This window comes from Klebsiella spallanzanii, assembly GCF_902158555.1.
Lineage (GTDB): Bacteria > Pseudomonadota > Gammaproteobacteria > Enterobacterales > Enterobacteriaceae > Klebsiella > Klebsiella spallanzanii.
Genome location: NZ_CABGGS010000003.1, coordinates 160,024 through 176,378 on the forward strand (window position 1 = coordinate 160,024; position 16,355 = coordinate 176,378).

Consider the following 16,355-nt stretch of genomic DNA (forward strand, 5'->3'; position numbering starts at 1 on the left):
GACTGATGACAAACCAGGTTTAAAGATTATGCTCGCGTTTCTGCCGGGCGACGGCTGACGCCTTACCCGGCCTACAAAACTGGGGGGAACGAACGTAGTCAACAAAGAAGCAATTTGAAAGACGGCGGGTATATATCGGCGGCAATGCAGGGAAATCGAATATTGAAGTGCATGATATTCAGTTTGTGGTAGCCGAAACGCCGGAGGTGAGCCTGCAAAGCCAGAATGGCAGGGCTACCAGCCAATTGGTCTGGCAGCCGTTTAACCATTACCCGGCATCCGGGCAGAGTCGCCGCCACCATTCGGGCTTCATATCCTCAAATGAGTGAAACTTGGGGGTGAAGGCTTCATTTGCAGGTTGGTCGAAGGTGCCGGTGAGCAGGGCGATGACCGGCCCATCATCGATGGCCCCCAGCGAACTGCCGCAGCGTGGACAAAAAGCGCGGCGGGTATTCGGTGAAGAGCGCCAGCTTGCGGGCTGACCGCCTTCGCCTGTCCAGGTGACCTCGTTTGAGGAGAACTCCAGCCATACCGTCGTCTGTGCGCCAGTATGTTTCTGGCACATATCGCAAGAGCAGCTGTGCGGACTGCCCGGATTGATAGCGGTGAAGCGAATATGGCCGCACAGGCAGCCGCCGGTTAACGTTTTGCTCATCATTTCTCCTCAACAAACTGCGGTTGCCACAGCGTATCCGGCTCGGCAAAACCCTCTTCGACTCGGGCAAAAAAACGGCTGGCGTGCAGGCCGTCGACAAAGGCGTGGTTGAATTTACCCGCAACCGGAATAATACCGTTTTTCAGTTTGCCCCAGGTGAGGGCGGGCACCGCCGCGCCGACGTAATACTCGGCGTGGGTGATGGCGCTGAAATGCAGCCACGGCAGGCAGCTGGCGCAGAAGAAATTCTCACCGTTGACGATAAGCGGTGCCGGTGCGGTATGTTTGGCCGCCTCAATGTTGGGTGTAGCGGCATGGCTAAAGGCGGCGAAATCAGCGGCGTTATCGCACCACACCTGGCGGAAACCTTCCTGCGCGGTCATGACCGGCGTCATCACCGCCAACTGGTCATACTCGATAATATCGTCGCCAAGCAGCCGCTGTTTTAACTGCGGCACGCCATTCGCTGCGCGGACCAACGCGTAGAGCGCTAACTGGAAAAAAGAGACATCGCGGTCTTTTGCACATTCGTACAATCGCTGCGCTTCTATGGGAACGCAGAGATTAAAGCAGGGGTTGGCAAAACCGCGATAAAAATCAAAATGATCTTTTCGCGGCCAGTTTTGTTTATCAATAACGCGATAGTTGGCCACGGGTCTCTCCTGTTCATTATTTGCCTGGGCTATGCGACGATTTCAATCAGGTTGCCATCGGGGTCTTTAATCACCGCTTCATAGTAGCCATCACCGGTCGTGCGCGGCGCGGAAACCAGGATACCCTGGGCACCAGCGCGCTTCGCCAGCCTGTCGACGTTCTCAGCGCCGCCGACCGCGATTGCCAGGTGAACCCAACCAGTATGGTTATTATCCGCAGTTTTCTCGCTAAGGCCCGGTTTGGTCATCAGTTCAATGGCGATATCCTCGCCGATCTTCACGAAATAAGACTCGAACCCAGGGTTGGTTTGGCTGCAGTACTTCTCGTTTATTTTACCGCCGAAGAAAGCAACCCAAAAGTGGGCCTGTTGCTCAAGCTGGCGGGTCCATAGGGCAATGTGGGCAATTTTCATGGCAAACCTCTTTATAGTGTGTGTTGACAGTCAGGGCAATAATGCACGATTATGCACTTTGTTGCTCGATGAAGATTTTATCAGGAGTTTTTTGTGCTCGATTATGCTGCTTTCCCCAAACAACGACAAGCGCTTATTTGCCAGATCCTGCAGGAGAACGGCAGGGTGGTTTGCGCCGATCTAGCCAGGCGCCTGAATGTATCCGAACATACTATTCGCCGTGATTTACATGAACTTAGCCGGGAGGGATACTGTAAAAAGGTCTACGGCGGTGCGGTGATGACTCTGCCGGAGGCGGGGGATTATAGCGAACGTAAAGAGAAGAATACGGCAACAAAAATCAGAATCGCGCAGAAATGTGCAAAGCTGGTGAAGCCCGGCGGCTGCATTTTTATCGACACCGGAACCACCAATCTGGCCATGGCGGAAGCGCTCCCCGCTGAGCTGGCGTTAACCGTGGTGACTAACTCACCGGAAATCGCCGCAGTGTTGCTAAGAAAGCCGCTTTATGACGTCGTGATGCTCGGCGGCCAGATCCAGCGCGCCGCCGGCGGATGCGTCGGCGCGTCGGCTGTAGCACAGGTCAAGGGGATGCTCTTTGACCAGGGATTTATCGGCGGCTGCGCCATGGCTCCGGAATCTGGTCTGACGGGCTTCGACTATCCTGACTGTGAGTTTAAAAAAGCGGTGATAAAGCAGTGCAGTGAAATCATTGTTGGCCTGACTTCCGATAAAATCCCAGCGGTGGCGCGCTTTGTGGTGGTCGAAAGCAGCGCCATTGATGTGCTGGTGGTTGAGGAAAACATTAGTCGGGAATATCGCGACGCGTTTAGCGAACACGATATCCGTATTTATACCGTTTAAGCGGTGTGTTGGCTTACTTTGAGAATGAAGTCGCAATCAGGCGCAGGCCGAGCGCGCCCAGCACCGTGGCGGTGACAATATCGATTTTACGCTTCATACGCAGATAGACGCCGCGCGGTCGGGCAGAAGAGAGCACCAGGGCCACCAGTGAATACCAGCTCACGTCAATCAGAAAGCTCATCAGCGGCACGATGTAATAAAACGCCAGCGGAATGCGCTCCGGCAGCAGAGCAGTAAAAATAGAAGCGAAAACCAGCGCCGTTTTTGGGTTGCTGAGTTGGGTATAGAGGCCGTCGCGGAACGTTTTCAGCAGCGAATGCTCAGCCGCCATACCGCCAGCCGCAAAGTCCATCGGCTGCGCTGCGCCGCGATAGATTTTATAGCCCAGCCATAATAGATACAGGCCACCAGCGACCTTCAGGCCGATAAACATTTCCGGTACCGCCGTCAGCACTTTTTGCAATCCCATCATTGCCATAATTGAAAAGATAGCCGCGCCGGTTCCGGTTCCCAGGGCGGTGACCAGACCGTGAAGACGCGAACGGGCCACCGCGTTGCGGGCGACGTAGATAAAGCTCGGACCGGGGCTGATGACACCCATAATCAGTACGGCAGCGATGGCCATCAGGCTGGATAAGAACATAAACGCTCCTGGTTAACGTTGAGCGCTTAAGTCGCATATGACATTCGCTCGTAATTGTTTTACCAGTGAAAAATAAACAATCTTTACTGCGCTGTCACCAGGCTTTACGGGGCGATGTTTAATCTCATTTTCGAATAACGATTCCCATTTCGCACGTCAGTGATACACTGGCTGAATGTGATCTTTGTCATATCGTCATTAAAACAGAGAAAAGAGACACTGCTATGCAACATATCATTGAGGGCTTCCTCAACTTCCAGAAAGAGATTTTCCCGCAACGTAAAGAGCTTTTCCGCAGCCTGGCCTCCAGCCAGAATCCCAAAGCGCTGTTTATCTCTTGTTCAGATAGCCGACTGGTGCCCGAGCTGGTCACCCAGCAGGAGCCGGGTCAGCTGTTTGTTATTCGTAACGCCGGAAATATCGTGCCCTCTTTCGGGCCTGAGCCGGGTGGGGTCTCCGCCACTATTGAGTACGCCGTCGTCGCCCTGGGCGTTACCGATATTGTGATTTGCGGCCACTCCAACTGCGGTGCAATGAAAGCGATCGCCACCTGTCAGTGCCTGGATTCAATGCCCGCAGTTTCCCACTGGCTGCACTATGCCGATGCGGCAAGAGCGGTAGTCGAGAAGAAAACCTGGGCAAATGAAACCGATAAAGTGAACGGGATGGTGCAGGAAAACGTCATCGCCCAGTTGAACAATATCAAAACCCATCCCTCGGTTGCCGTTGGCCTGCGCGACAATACTTTGCGTCTGCATGGTTGGTTCTACGATATTGAAAGCGGTGATATTCGCGCGCTGGATAAAAATAGTAAAAACTTTGTTTCGCTGTCGGAGAATCCTGAAGTCTTTTTCGAATAAACCTGCCGCTTCAGGGCACGGAAGCCCTGCAACCCCCGAGCCCTGTCGCCAGTCAATTCTGACTTATCTATCTTATGCGCATCAAGACAGCAAAGTCAGTATTCCGCGTTATAGCACCCCGTCGCCGCCGTCAGAGCACCATACCTGACCGGAGGTGAAGGAACAGGCATCAGAAGCGAGCGTAACGTACAGCGGCGCAATCTCCACCGGTTGCCCTGGTCGACCCAGCGGCGTATCGGCGCCGAACTGACGAACTTTCTCATCCGGCTGGCCGCCGCTTGACTGTAGCACCGTCCAGTAAGGGCCGGGTGCGACAGCGTTAACCCGAATACCTTTCGGCCCTAGCTGTTTAGCCAGTGACTTGGTGAACGCCACCAGGCACGCTTTGGTTTGTGCGTAGTCCAGCAGAATGGGGCTTGGCTTAAAGGCCTGCACTGATGAAGTGTTAATAATCGTGCTGTGTTCTTTTAAATGACGCAGGGCGGCTTTGGTTATCCAGAAGGCCGCATAGACGTTGGTTTTGAAAGTGGCGTCAAAGTCTGCGGTGGTTAACTCTTCGAGCGACTCGCAATATTGCTGGCGTCCGGCATTATTGACCAGGATATCCAGCCCGCCAAGTTCGCTGGCGGCCTGCTCCACCAGGGTTTCACAGAATGATTCGTTGCGCACATCTCCCGGAATCGCGACGGCTTTACATCCTTCGGCCTGAATCAGGGCAATCACGGTTTCCGCATCGGACTCCTCTTCCGGCAGATAATTTATCGCCACATCGGCACCCTCACGGGCGAAGGCGATGGCTACCGCGCGCCCAATTCCGGAATCACCGCCGGTTATCAGCGCGCGCTTACCCGCCAGCCGACCGGAACCGACATAGCTCAGTTCACCGTGATCCGGCTGCGGCTTCATCTCTTCGGCAAGGCCCGGCGGCGATTGCGGCTGGTCAACAAAGGGGGGACGGGGATACTGCGCGGTATTTTTAGCGTTGTCGCTCATACTGACCTCCTCGTGTTAAAAGATTAAGCGTAGTCGCCGGGTCAGCGTATTGAGGATTAGCGATGAATAAGTGAACGGGTTTTTAATTATAATTCCAGCAGCTTCGTTAATTGTTTGGCGGTAATTTGTTGATTGCCGGGAAAGTTTTCGAAATGTGATGCGGTAGAATGACTTAGCATTTTAGGATTATTCTATCGCCAGCCTGGAGATATATTCAGCGTGTTTTTATTGATCCGCAGCGGTAATATTTTCACGAACTGAAAAGGTGTGAAAAATATTTCCAGGATGCTTCATAAAGTACCGAACTTGTGAAAATGAACTTCAGCAACCAGACTTATTAAGACAAGGGGAAAATACGCCGGAGGTGTTGTTGATGAAAAAGTTACTACCTATTCTTTTCTGTTCGCTGATGGCTCTGGGGGTTTATGCCGCGGATGACGGTGGATTTAAAAAAGATGCCGCTCCGCCGCCGCCGCATAAGATTGATGATGGCTACCGTGGGACTGAAGACGGGCGGATCATGACCGTGCGCCAGGCCCTGGAAATGCATGACGGGGCAACCATCTCTTTACGCGGAAATCTCATTGATCAGCACGGTAACGACCGCTACAGCTTTCGCGATAAAACCGACACTATTGCAGTGATTATTCCCGCTGCGGTTTTTGATGGCCGCGAAGTGAAACCCGATCAGATGATCAGCATTAACGGCAGCCTGGATAAGAAAATGACGCCGCCGGTGGTGCGGGTGGACAGAATTCAGAAATAACCGCTCATGCAGGAGGAATTGATGTCCGTACAGCATTCAGCCGACCCGGATAAACGAGGTCGTCATCCGTCAAAAGAGGACCCGCGCGAGCAGGGTGAAGTCCCGCGCAAAAGAGATGACAGCGAAGATCATAAAAAAGATCCCTGGCATCCCCAACCTGAAAAACGCTAGAAATGCCGCCTGCTTAAGGGCGGCTATTTTCTCTCTTAAAGATCGAGCGGGGATAAACGCCTGCGTGAGCGGTTCGCTGGCTGCGATATTGCTTTCGCTATCGCCGCGCCGATTTCGGCACAGGCGGTAATTCCCTGGACAAAAGGCTGGTCGTGCATCAGCCAGGGAATAGCGGCAAAGGCGATGCGTCCGCGCACTTCCGCAGGTTCCATCAGCGTATAGTCGTCGCCAACTTCCGGGATCTCTTCACCGGTAGCGAGCAGCTGTTCTCTTAAATGCGGGAAGGGCAGGTCACTGTTTTTCAGTGATTTCTGCCCTCGGGCATCGATAAATACATCATATGTATACTGATTTTGCTGGCTGAGAATCACCGTTTTTTCCTGCTGCGTTGTCATTTCATAATCTTTCCCTAAAGCGAGAATGCTAATGACTCCTGCTTCGCGCAACGCCAGCAGTCGGCGGATAGATTCAGAGGGAATGGCGGCATAACAGTCAATAAATACCCGGGCAAGGCCTTTGCTGAAACGCTCTTGATCGGCGTCATTGAGATGTGGGACCATTGCCTGAACGGCTTCATGCAACCGTAGAATGACGTAGCGCCAGGGAACCGTGTATTGCTCACGTTTATTACGTTCGACTTCCTCGAGGTTAGCCTGCGCCCAGTGGAAAGGATTATGCTGTTGGCGTTTTTGAAACCACGTCTCGCTGAAGCTGTCGGCGTTAAGGCTGCGAAGGGCGATATTTTCGCTCCATAGGGGGTCGGCAAGCGCGATTTCCTGTGCCACTAACTCGAATACCCGGTCAAGCAAACCGTCGCTCCCCGCGGCGATGGTTTGTTCCATCATGCTTTCGGTGACGATACTCAACGGCTCCCAGGGGATAGGGCAGTAAAAATCAGCCTCGGGGAGAATGCCGGAGCGTGACATCAGCACTATTTTTAGCGCTTTGCTCGTATCGTCCAGCCTGAAGGTGAGCGCCTCGTCGTCGGACCCGATAAACCGACCGTGCTGGACGGCGACGGCCATCGCGGCATCAATTCCGCTTAGTGAGGTGCCCATAATTCCCACCCGGCAGGGCGGAATGGTGGCTTCCATCAGCCCGGACCAGGGGCTGGGAAACCAGGTTTGGGTTGACTCCTCTTCATCGGGCCAGACGTGACCTGTGGCAATGACCGCGAGATCAAAGGATTCGGCGATGGGTTCGTCATCGACCCACAGCCTGACGCCTTCACCGGTCACTTCCAGATCGGTGACCGTGCAGGATTCATTAACCTGCACGCGAAAATCCCGCTCTTTAGCCTGAGCGACCAGCCCGAGAAACTGGTCGCGAAAGTATTCGCCAAGAAGGATACGCGGCAAAAACTGACGCTCGTGCAATGCGTCATAATCCACACCATAGCGCGTAAGATGCGCCTGACTTTGGGTTTTAAGCCAGTCAAGATAGCTGCTCAGGATGGGGGGGATTTCTATGCTGGCGATATTGGCCAGCATCATGCGTGAGTTTTCTTCATCACTGTAGGGCATGCCCACGCCTGCTTCCTCGGCCTGCTCATAAATCGATATGTCCAGCGGTTCATTGTGCTTGAGTAGCGCAAACAGAGTATAAATTCCGGTTGGACCGGCACCAATGATGGCAATTTTTTTCATATTGACTGACTCGCTGTGGTATTGAATCTCTGTATTATCGCTGTCCATACGCCTGATACAGTGTGGTTGAAAATAGCGGGAGGGGCCAATTGAGGTGCCCCTCTTCCGAAGCAGATTCAGAAGAGGAGCCAGTTTTAGAACCAGGTTTCCAGCTGGGCGCCAAAAAATAGCGTGCCCGCGCTGTGATACCCGGCGCTGCCGAAGGTATCCGTAGATGAGTAGTTATCCAGCGATTTGTCCCAGGTCATCCAGGTGGCGAAAAAACGAATTTCTGGCCGTTCAAAGAAATCCGTCACGTTCTGCATTTTGAAGGTCGGGGCAAACGTTAGCTTGTAATAACTGCCGCTGGCGGCCTTGTTACCGTTAAACCCTTTCGGGTCAATATTCATATACTGGTAGCTGGTTTCATATTGCAGGGCGAAATTCTGATTAATTTGCTGAATTACCCTCGCGTTCAGGGTCACCCAGTCATAATGATCGGAATCGATATAGCGGTTATTGCTGCTCTGCGCGACGAGCAGCGGCGCGAGGCTCAGGCTGTCGGTCAGTGAGGTAATACCATAAGAGGCAAACTTCACGGTCCAGGCCGGGTCAATCAGATAGCCATCGGAACCCGGCCCGCGAACTTCTGCCCCCAGAGCGCGTCCATAAAGCAGCGCTGTTTTCGTACTTCCGGGTCGCAGGCCATAGAAACTGTCGCCATGATACGCCAGCATGGTGTTGAACCCCTGTGAGGCCGCCTTATCCGAGGCTAGTCCGTCGTTAATGCGTTTATCGTTGTCCTGCGAATAGAGACCATTGAGCATCCACTGCCAGTGACCCAACCTGTTGTTAAGCGAGAAGGTGTAGTTTTGAATATAAGTATTATCCGCACCGGTCATGTTGTTATATTCAACGTTCTCCATTGTATCGATATCATTGAAATTACGTCCGTATACCGCGAGATTGGTTTTTATATCGTCCCAGAAATTCACATCATAAATACCGGCCCCGGTACCGATTAAATTCATCATGTCGGAATCAAGCCAGTGAATATCAAAATTATCCCGGTCTTCCCGCTTCCCGGCCCACAAGGTGGCATGTTTAAATGCACCGGTAAAAGATGGCATATCGCTCATTTCAACAAACGCCTGGCGCACATTCATCCGACCGTTGAAAGAACTGTCTGTATTATAGGTTTTATCCCATTCGGCGATTTTCATGTAATACCGCAGCTGGCTATTGTTATCATATGTTCGCCGGTAGTTGATATCGGCGGTAACGTAGGTATCGGATTCATTGCCAAGACGTCCTACGCTTCCACCGGTACTTCCCGCTGGGGTCAGCGATGGCCCCACGGTGCTGGTGGTTCCTTTGCTGGTTAATATTCCGCTGCGCGCGTAGCCGCCGAACTTAATGTCCTGATTATTCTCCTGGGCGACGATGTTTTGTGCCGGCTGGTTTTTTATTAATGCCAGGTCTTGCTCGGTTTTGTGTTCGACGGCCTGCAATCTCTCTTGCGCGCGCGCCGCGTTTTTTTCGGCGCTGGCCGCTCTTTTTTCTGCACTGTCTATTTTTCGCGTGGCGTCTTGTAATTGGATTCGCGATTGTTTTAATTCGGTCTCAAGTCTTTCAAGCCGGGCGTTAATTTCATTTAGGGTCGCATCTGCCGCAACGGCTGATGCTGGCAAAGCCAGCGCGCAGAGCGTAAGCATATAAGCTTTCATCATTTATACCTGTACAGGGGGAACTGTGCTCTGGACGCACGGGTGCAGAGCACATATTACTGTGCCATTAAAATGGGTTTTTTAATCGGGTATTAAATCAATAGTCAGAATTTATGATTAATCAGGCCTCTTTAGCGGTTTTATTGGTTTTGACAAGAATAAACGTGAGAATAAAGGCAAAGATAAAAACGGCGATCCCGACGGTGATATAGGTAATAAACTGATAGCGATCGTAGAGGTACATTAGCGGCGAAAGCAATACCGCCAGGCCGTAAGAGTTGGCTTTTATCGACAGTAGCGACAGAATCATACCGCCCAGCGCCGAGCTGGTAAGCATCACCATAATAGCGCGCAGTCCGGACTGCATGACAATACCAAATAAAGCAGGTTCAGAAACACCCAACAGTTGAGTTATGGTGGCGGAAATACCGGCGGTTTTAAAGGCGATATTTCTGGATTTTAACGAAATAGCCAGACACACTGCAGCGTTGGCAAATCCGTACATCGCGCAAACCGTAATTAATGGATTAAATCCGGTTCCGGCAATAAGCGAAGTTTCGATCATAATAAACATATGATGCATCCCGGTCATCACGGCAATGGGATAGATAAAGCCGATTAACAGACCGCCAATACCCGCAGGCAGCGTCAGAAACTGTTGAATCGCCATTACCGCATAATGTTCGAATCCATGGACCAATGGTCCTAAAACCAATAAAGCGATGGCAACTGCGATAAGGATAACGATAAACGGCGTAAAAATAAGATCCATTGAGTTTGGCATGACCCGGCGGAAAAAGATTTCCAGCTTTGCACCGATAATGCCGGTTATCAGGGCGGTCAGAATTGAACCCTGATAGCCTACCAGCGGAATAAAGCCAAACACATAAATCGGGCTGCTGTTGCCATACGCCACGTCGTAGGCGTTCGGTAGCGCAGGGGAGACCAGCATCAGGCCGATTAAAAAGCCGATAATCGGCGTGCCGCCGAATTTTTTAAATGCCGACCAACAAATAAATGCCGCCAGAAAAGCGAAAGCGGTATCGCACAGCACCGTCGTCAGCGTTTGCAGGGCCACGGGGACTTCATGGACGCTACTGCCGAACCACGCCTGGACGGTGTCATTAAAAATGACGCCCTTCAGACCGAGAAACAGGCCGGTGGCCCCGAGCACCGGCACAATCGGCACAAAGACATCCGATAAATTGCGTATTCCCCGCTGCAGCCGCCCCGTACTCTGTTTCGTCATTTCATCTTTGCTGACTTCGGCAACCTGGAATTCATTAACAAACTCCTGGTAAACCTTATTGACGATCCCGGTTCCAAGGATTATCTGGTACTGCCCTGAATTATAAAATACGCCTTTGACTTCGCTGATATTGCGGATTTTATCATCATCGATTCTTTGCCTGTCTTTTACCTGCAAACGTAAACGCGTGGCGCAGTGGGTTGCTGAGGCAATGTTTTCCTTGCCAATAGTGTTAACAATTTCAACGGCAATATTTTTATATTTGTTCATATTTAACTCATTCCTTAACGAGAATGGTTTGATAGGGTTTTAGGGTTGTGCCAATGTCGGCATAATTATTGAGAACAACGTCTCCTGCCGGAATAGCAAAGGGGAGATGCTGGGCGCTCAAATTTGTTATCGAGATAAAACGTTCGGTCTCCGTTGTTCTTTGGTAAGCAATGATACGATCGTCAACGTTCTCTATTGCTGTGAATGAACCATAGATAAGCGCTTGAGGATAGAGTTTATTTCTTAAGGCGATCATGGTCTGGTAAAAGGAGAATACCGAGTACGGGTTGTCAACCTGGTTTTTCGCATTAATGCTAAAGTCGGTTGTGGAAAATGCCAGCCAGGGTTGCGTGCCCTGGTTAAATCCACCGTTAATGCTTTCAGACCATGGGAAGGGCGTCCGCGAATTGTCGCGGGAGCGCTGATTAATAAAGCCTAGCGCCTGCTCTTCGGTGAAACCTTCTGCCAGGGAGCGGTGGTAGTTATCAATGCTGGAAATATCATCAAATTCGTCGATAGATTTCCGACTAAAATTTTTCATCCCCAGTTCCTGACCCTGATAAATAAACGGTGTTCCCTGCATAAAGAAGTACATTGCCGCCAGCGCTTTAGCACCGATGTCGTTTTGATAATCAGCGTCGCGAATAAGCTTGGACAGCGCGCGGGGCTGGTCGTGGTTTTCAATAAACGTTGTTCCCCAGCCTGCCTGACAAAAAGCCCGCTGGCTGGCAAACAGTGCTTCTCTGAATTCGCGAACGCTCCAGTTGCGCTGCTTAAACCATTCAGAACCGTTTTCAACATCAATATCCGCTGCGTGAAAATCGAAAATCATATTGAAATAGCCGTCTGGCCCAATATAGCTGTCGTACTCCTCCAGCGGCACGCCCGGCGCTTCGCCGACGGTGACGCAACGGTAGCGATTGAAGGTCTGTTCTTTTAGCTCATGCAGAAACCGTTCAATGCCAGGACGGTTACGCGATTTCCCTTTAATAGAGGCCAGACCATCAACACCGTCTGCGGGCAGGGAGGCGTAGTCCTGATCCTTTTTAATAAACGTAATTGCATCAATACGAAAACCGGCGATGCCTTTATCGAGCCACCAGTTAATCATGGCGTAGATTTCCTGGCGCAGCTGCGGGTTTTCCCAGTTAAGATCCGGCTGTTTTTTATGAAAAACGTGCAAATAGTACATCTCTTCGCCCGGGACTTTTTCCCATGCGCTGCCGCCAAAAATTGAACGCCAGTTATTTGGCGCATCTCCCGCAACCGCAGGTTTGAAAATGTAGTAATCACGATATTTTGATTGAGGATCCGCTAGCGCGGCCTGGAACCAACAGTGCTCATCGCTGGTATGGTTGACCACCAGATCGACCATTACCTGAATTCCCAACACGCCTGCCTGTTTAATCAGGTCGTCAACATCCTGCATCTGGCCTAAATCGGTATTCACCGCATAGTAGTCCGCAATATCGTAACCATTGTCAGCTCCCGGCGAGCGGTAGAACGGCGAGACCCAAATCATGGTGATACCCAGCATTTTGAGATACGGCAGTTTAGCGATAATGCCCGGAATATCGCCAATACCGTCGTTATTGCTGTCATAAAAGCTTTTTGGGTAAACCTGATAAATGATGGATTCTTTCCACCATGCGCTTTGATGAGGTTGTGTCATCATTTCTCCTGAGTATGAAATCGATACCATATTGAGTTAAAAAAAATTACGCCGATGCCCTGATAACCAGTTCCGACTTCAGGTCTTCCTCGTCGTAGCGATACTGCGTGTGATTGATCAAGGCCAGCAGGCGTTCTACAGAAATTCGGCCCAGCTGTTCGATAGGCTGACTAACGGTCGTTAGCGGAATATGAACCATCTCGGCCACGGGCAAATTATCAAAGCCCATTACCGCTATTTCTCCGGGAATGCTGACACCTTTCGCTGAGAGGGCGGAAATTAAACCGCAGGCGACTTCGTCGCTACCGGCGAAAATTGCGTCAGGCCGCTCGTTTTTATCCATTAGCAGGATTTGCTCAGCCAGACGCTGCCCGTCGCGCCAGGTGTGGACGTTGCGAAAAACAAGATTGTCCTTAATCGCCTGCTGCCCGGCCTGCATGGCGGCAATAAAACCGCGGTTCCTTCTGCTGCCGTGACCTTTTTGCTGGAATGTGCCGCCGGTGGAGTAGGCGATTTGTTTATACCCTTTGCTGAGTAACCAGCTAACGGCGTTATAGGTTGCCAGTTCATCGTTCATTCTGACCACGGGCAGGCTGGTGTCGTCGATGCTGGTGTTGCACAACAGGATAGGGCCATATTTCTGGTACTGCTCAATAACCTCTTTGTCATTCTCAACGGCGCATAAGATAAGACCATCGATGATTTTTTTCTTCAGCAGGTCGAGGCAGCTTTCTTCCTCGCCGGCGCTATCGTGGTTTTGCACAATTAGCACCGAATAGCCATTTTTGCGCGCGGTAACTTCAAGCGCATCAACCAGGCTGGCAAAAAATGGGTTTGTTATTCTGGAGATGAGAACGCCAATCCTGTGGGTTTTCACCCCGCGCATCTGCTGCGCGACGGTACTTGGCTCGTAATCCAGCTCTTTCATCGCCGCGAGGATCTTTTCCTTTTTATCTTCAGAGATATAAGGATGATTGTTGAGGAAACGGGAGACCGTCGTGACCGACAGACCTGCTTTTTCTGCTACGTCTTTTATGGTTGCCATGATGGTTATGAAATCGATATCAGATGGGCGTAAAGTATTTTTGCTCCGGGATTAAGTCAATCGTATTTTTATAAAACATGAGCTGACTCACAATAAACTTAACCGTGCGTGCAAACGGGCCGCTGGTTAGGCGACCCTTCGTGTCGGTTTTACGCTTTATTGCTGCAGCACTTCTGCAAATTTCGCCAGCCATTGCGGATGCGCGGGCCAGGCCGGGGCGGTGACCAGGTTACCATCAATGTGCGCCTGATCAATGCCGATATCGGCGTAATGTCCACCCGCGAGCCGTACTTCCGGCGCGCAGGCGGGGTAGGCGCTGCAGGTGCGGCCTTTTAGTATTCCAGCGGCAGCCAACAGCTGAGGGCCGTGGCAAACCGCGGCGATTGGCTTACGCGCGGCGTCAAACGCCTGCACCAGCTTGATCACTTCGTCATTTAATCGCAAATATTCCGGCGCGCGTCCGCCGGGGATCAGCAGGGCATCATAGTCCTGTTCTTTTGCGGCGGAAAAATCGGCATTGAGAGTAAAACGGTGGCCTGGCTTTTCGCTGTAGGTCTGGGCACCGTCAAAATCATGAATTGCCGTAGTGATGTAGTCGCCTTTGGTCTTATCGGGGCAGACCGCGTCAACCTGATGACCAATCATCTGCAACGCCTGAAATGGCACCATCGTTTCGTAATCTTCGGCGTAGTCGCCGACCAGCATCAGAATCTTTTTGCTTGTCATGATCGCTCCTGCATGTGGGAAGATGCATAAGGTATAGACCATGGCGGAAGAATGCGAAATCGACAGGAGCAACGAATAGACAGAGAGCGTTCAATTCGCAACGGACATCGAAATATTCAGCGTTTGATATAAAGAGGGATATCTGAAAAGAGAAGGGAAGAAAAAGCACCATTCAGCAATAAACTAAATGGTGCGTCCGAGTGGACTCGAACCACCGACCCCCACCATGTCAAGGTGGTGCTCTAACCAACTGAGCTACGGACGCATTTTGGTGCGTTTAATTGGACTCGAACCAACGACCCCCACCATGTCAAGGTGGTGCTCTAACCAACTGAGCTATAAACGCATTATGGTGCGTTCAATTGGACTCGAACCAACGACCCCCACCATGTCAAGGTGGTGCTCTAACCAACTGAGCTATGAACGCAATGTTGCAGTGGCAACGGGGACGCATATTAGCGGCAGGGAGGGGTTGTGGCAAGAGGCAAACGTCACTTTTCTTCCAGATTTGACGCAATCGCAGAAGTTTTATCCATATTGCTTATATTTTACTGATGCAAAAGAATATTTCTGCATCAACGACGAATCACGGCGCTGAATCAGCGCCGTTGTCGTATATCAGATTACCGTGCTGCGCGTTGCAATATCACGCTGGAAGGCTGACGTTGCAGGAAGCGCATGCGCAGCATCATCATAATGGCCGCAGAGGTTAAACCGATAATAAATCCGCACCAGAAACCAGCCGGGCCCATACGTGGCACCACGATATCAGTTAAAGCCAGAAGATAGCCGCTCGGCAGTCCCAGAACCCAATAGGCGGTAAAAGTAATAAAGAATATTGAACGGGTATCTTTATAACCGCGTAAGATCCCGCTACCGATAACCTGGATGGAGTCAGAGATCTGGTAAATCGCCGCGAGCAGCATCAACTGGGATGCCAGCGTAATGACCTCCGGGTTGTCGTTGTAAAGCAGTGCGATTTGCTTACGCATCAGAATGGTGAAAATTGCTGTAATTACGGCCATGCATACGCCGACGCCCACGCCGGTTCTGGCTGAGGTTTGTGCCTCCAGGGTCGAACCCTGCCCGAGACGGAAACCGACGCGAATAGTGACCGCCGCGGCAAGAGAGAGAGGCAGCACGAACATTAGCGAGCTAAAGTTAAGGGCAATTTGATGGCCTGCCACATCGATGATCCCCAATGGCGAAACCAGCAGCGCCACAACGGCGAACAGAGTAACTTCAAAAAACAGCGCCAGCGCAATTGGCAGACCCAGCTGTACCAGGCGCTTAATGACGGTAAAGTCCGGTTTACTAAAACGCTCGTGGCTACGAATATCACGCATTGAGCGGGCTCGACGCACCCAGAAGATCATGCTGAAGAACATCACCCAGTAAACCGATGCGGTTGCCACGCCGCAGCCAATGCCGCCGAGTTCGGGCATGCCGAAGTGGCCGTAGATAAAAATGTAGTTCACCGGAATATTGACCAGCAGGCCAATAAATCCCATCACCATACCCGGTTTGGTTTTTGCCAGACCTTCACACTGATTACGGGCGACCTGGAAGAAGAGGTAGCCGGGTGCTCCCCACAGCAGCGCACGCAGGTAACCGACCGCCTTATCCGCCATCGCCGGGTCGATGTTATGCATTGAGCTGATGATGTAACCGGCGTTCCATAGCACCACCATCACCAGAATAGAGACAAAGCCCGCCAGCCAGAATCCCTGGCGCACCTGGTGGGCGATACGGTCGCGACGGCCTGAACCATTTAGCTGAGCAATAACGGGCGTCAGGGCCAACAGCAGGCCATGACCAAAGAGGATCGCTGGTAGCCAGATGGAGGTACCGATAGCCACGGCCGCCATATCGGTGGCGCTGTAGCCGCCCGCCATCACGGTATCGACGAAACCCATGGCGGTTTGGGCGACCTGGGCGAGAATAACGGGTATAGCCAGTGCTAATAACTGACGCGCTTCAATAAAATACTTCTGCACGTGAACACCTTTATATTGTTGTTATT

General features: G+C 51.6%; 16 protein-coding genes, 3 tRNA genes and 1 pseudogene. 5 read left to right on the forward strand and 15 right to left on the reverse strand.

What is annotated here, in order from left to right:
• Positions 1–134 precede the first annotated feature (134 nt).
• Positions 135–206: pseudogene (locus FN082_RS30145) on the forward strand (DUF1543 domain-containing protein); the annotation flags it as partial.
• Positions 207–268: 62 nt separating this feature from the next.
• Here FN082_RS30145 and FN082_RS05795 read toward each other — a convergent pair.
• Genes FN082_RS05795 through FN082_RS05805 form a run of 3 tightly spaced genes read right to left on the reverse strand, consistent with a single transcriptional unit; the run spans position 269 to position 1,721 of the window.
• Complete coding sequence (locus FN082_RS05795) at positions 269–655, reverse strand: GFA family protein (protein WP_142981276.1); 387 nt, start codon at positions 653–655, stop codon at positions 269–271.
• Positions 655–1,308: a CatA-like O-acetyltransferase, family 1 gene (locus FN082_RS05800; RefSeq protein WP_142981277.1), complete on the reverse strand. Its 654-nt coding sequence runs from the start codon at positions 1,306–1,308 to the stop codon at positions 655–657. The genes FN082_RS05795 and FN082_RS05800 overlap by 1 nt, the downstream gene beginning before the upstream one ends.
• A 29-nt stretch (positions 1,309–1,337) precedes the next feature.
• Complete coding sequence (locus FN082_RS05805) at positions 1,338–1,721, reverse strand: VOC family protein (RefSeq protein WP_139537440.1); 384 nt, start codon at positions 1,719–1,721, stop codon at positions 1,338–1,340.
• Between the two features lie 93 nt (positions 1,722–1,814).
• On the opposite strand from FN082_RS05805, the gene FN082_RS05810 reads away from it, so the two are divergent.
• A complete protein-coding gene (locus FN082_RS05810; protein WP_139537439.1) occupies positions 1,815–2,585 on the forward strand; it encodes a DeoR/GlpR family DNA-binding transcription regulator in 771 nt (256 codons plus the stop codon).
• 13 nt (positions 2,586–2,598) lie between these two features.
• On the opposite strand, the gene FN082_RS05815 is transcribed toward FN082_RS05810, so the two are convergent.
• Positions 2,599–3,228 carry a LysE family translocator gene (locus FN082_RS05815; protein WP_142981278.1) on the reverse strand — a complete coding sequence of 210 codons (630 nt, stop codon included), beginning with the start codon at positions 3,226–3,228 and terminating at the stop codon, positions 2,599–2,601.
• Between the two features lie 224 nt (positions 3,229–3,452).
• Between FN082_RS05815 and FN082_RS05820 the strand changes: the two genes are divergently transcribed.
• Positions 3,453–4,088 (forward strand): carbonic anhydrase, encoded by a 636-nt coding sequence (locus FN082_RS05820; protein ID WP_139537437.1) that lies wholly within the window; start codon positions 3,453–3,455, stop codon positions 4,086–4,088.
• A gap of 108 nt (positions 4,089–4,196) precedes the next feature.
• Here the strand turns inward: FN082_RS05820 and FN082_RS05825 are convergent, their stop codons facing one another.
• Positions 4,197–5,081 (reverse strand): SDR family oxidoreductase, encoded by an 885-nt coding sequence (locus FN082_RS05825; protein WP_142981279.1) that lies wholly within the window; start codon positions 5,079–5,081, stop codon positions 4,197–4,199.
• 373 nt (positions 5,082–5,454) lie between these two features.
• Between FN082_RS05825 and FN082_RS05830 the strand changes: the two genes are divergently transcribed.
• Positions 5,455–5,847: a YdeI family stress tolerance OB fold protein gene (locus FN082_RS05830; RefSeq protein ID WP_142462884.1), complete on the forward strand. Its 393-nt coding sequence runs from the start codon at positions 5,455–5,457 to the stop codon at positions 5,845–5,847.
• Between the two features lie 21 nt (positions 5,848–5,868).
• Positions 5,869–6,018 (forward strand): hypothetical protein, encoded by a 150-nt coding sequence (locus tag FN082_RS29950; RefSeq protein ID WP_185932107.1) that lies wholly within the window; start codon positions 5,869–5,871, stop codon positions 6,016–6,018.
• Positions 6,019–6,053: 35 nt separating this feature from the next.
• On the opposite strand, the gene FN082_RS05835 is transcribed toward FN082_RS29950, so the two are convergent.
• The 10 genes from FN082_RS05835 to mdtK form a co-directional block, all read right to left on the reverse strand.
• Positions 6,054–7,664 carry an FAD-NAD(P)-binding protein gene (locus FN082_RS05835; protein ID WP_142981280.1) on the reverse strand — a complete coding sequence of 537 codons (1,611 nt, stop codon included), beginning with the start codon at positions 7,662–7,664 and terminating at the stop codon, positions 6,054–6,056.
• Positions 7,665–7,798: 134 nt separating this feature from the next.
• Positions 7,799–9,373: a carbohydrate porin gene (locus FN082_RS05840; protein WP_142981281.1), complete on the reverse strand. Its 1,575-nt coding sequence runs from the start codon at positions 9,371–9,373 to the stop codon at positions 7,799–7,801.
• A gap of 118 nt (positions 9,374–9,491) precedes the next feature.
• The gene (locus FN082_RS05845; RefSeq protein ID WP_139537434.1) at positions 9,492–10,889 is read right to left on the reverse strand and encodes a PTS transporter subunit EIIC; all 1,398 of its coding nucleotides are present in this window, start codon (positions 10,887–10,889) and stop codon (positions 9,492–9,494) included.
• 7 nt (positions 10,890–10,896) lie between these two features.
• Positions 10,897–12,564: a glycoside hydrolase family 13 protein gene (locus FN082_RS05850; protein ID WP_235891681.1), complete on the reverse strand. Its 1,668-nt coding sequence runs from the start codon at positions 12,562–12,564 to the stop codon at positions 10,897–10,899.
• A gap of 43 nt (positions 12,565–12,607) precedes the next feature.
• Entirely contained in the window at positions 12,608–13,606 is a 999-nt protein-coding gene (locus FN082_RS05855; RefSeq protein WP_139537433.1) for a LacI family DNA-binding transcriptional regulator, read from the reverse strand.
• A 156-nt stretch (positions 13,607–13,762) separates the two neighbouring features.
• Positions 13,763–14,332: a DJ-1/PfpI family protein gene (locus tag FN082_RS05860; RefSeq protein ID WP_139537432.1), complete on the reverse strand. Its 570-nt coding sequence runs from the start codon at positions 14,330–14,332 to the stop codon at positions 13,763–13,765.
• 188 nt (positions 14,333–14,520) lie between these two features.
• Positions 14,521–14,597, reverse strand: a tRNA-Val gene (locus FN082_RS05865).
• Positions 14,598–14,601: 4 nt separating this feature from the next.
• Positions 14,602–14,678 (reverse strand) — tRNA-Val (locus FN082_RS05870).
• A 4-nt stretch (positions 14,679–14,682) separates the two neighbouring features.
• Positions 14,683–14,759: transfer RNA gene (locus tag FN082_RS05875), tRNA-Val, on the reverse strand.
• Positions 14,760–14,955: 196 nt separating this feature from the next.
• On the reverse strand, positions 14,956–16,329 hold the full coding sequence (gene mdtK / locus FN082_RS05880) for an MdtK family multidrug efflux MATE transporter (RefSeq protein WP_139540093.1): 1,374 nt from the start codon (positions 16,327–16,329) through the stop codon (positions 14,956–14,958).
• Positions 16,330–16,355: the final 26 nt, after the last annotated feature.

Excerpts from the sequence above, each read along its gene's own strand:
- FN082_RS05795 (WP_142981276.1), bottom strand. The coding sequence starts at position 655 with ATGAGCAAAACGTTAACCGGCGGCTGCCTGTGCGGCCATATTCGCTTC.
- FN082_RS05805 (WP_139537440.1), bottom strand. The coding sequence starts at position 1,721 with ATGAAAATTGCCCACATTGCCCTATGGACCCGCCAGCTTGAGCAACAG.
- FN082_RS05815 (WP_142981278.1), bottom strand. The coding sequence starts at position 3,228 with ATGTTCTTATCCAGCCTGATGGCCATCGCTGCCGTACTGATTATGGGT.
- FN082_RS05820 (WP_139537437.1), top strand. The coding sequence starts at position 3,453 with ATGCAACATATCATTGAGGGCTTCCTCAACTTCCAGAAAGAGATTTTC.
- FN082_RS05825 (WP_142981279.1), bottom strand. The coding sequence starts at position 5,081 with ATGAGCGACAACGCTAAAAATACCGCGCAGTATCCCCGTCCCCCCTTT.
- FN082_RS05830 (WP_142462884.1), top strand. The coding sequence starts at position 5,455 with ATGAAAAAGTTACTACCTATTCTTTTCTGTTCGCTGATGGCTCTGGGG.
- FN082_RS29950 (WP_185932107.1), top strand. The coding sequence starts at position 5,869 with ATGTCCGTACAGCATTCAGCCGACCCGGATAAACGAGGTCGTCATCCG.
- FN082_RS05835 (WP_142981280.1), bottom strand. The coding sequence starts at position 7,664 with ATGAAAAAAATTGCCATCATTGGTGCCGGTCCAACCGGAATTTATACT.
- FN082_RS05840 (WP_142981281.1), bottom strand. The coding sequence starts at position 9,373 with ATGATGAAAGCTTATATGCTTACGCTCTGCGCGCTGGCTTTGCCAGCA.
- FN082_RS05845 (WP_139537434.1), bottom strand. The coding sequence starts at position 10,889 with ATGAACAAATATAAAAATATTGCCGTTGAAATTGTTAACACTATTGGC.
- FN082_RS05850 (WP_235891681.1), bottom strand. The coding sequence starts at position 12,564 with ATGATGACACAACCTCATCAAAGCGCATGGTGGAAAGAATCCATCATT.
- FN082_RS05855 (WP_139537433.1), bottom strand. The coding sequence starts at position 13,606 with ATGGCAACCATAAAAGACGTAGCAGAAAAAGCAGGTCTGTCGGTCACG.
- FN082_RS05860 (WP_139537432.1), bottom strand. The coding sequence starts at position 14,332 with ATGACAAGCAAAAAGATTCTGATGCTGGTCGGCGACTACGCCGAAGAT.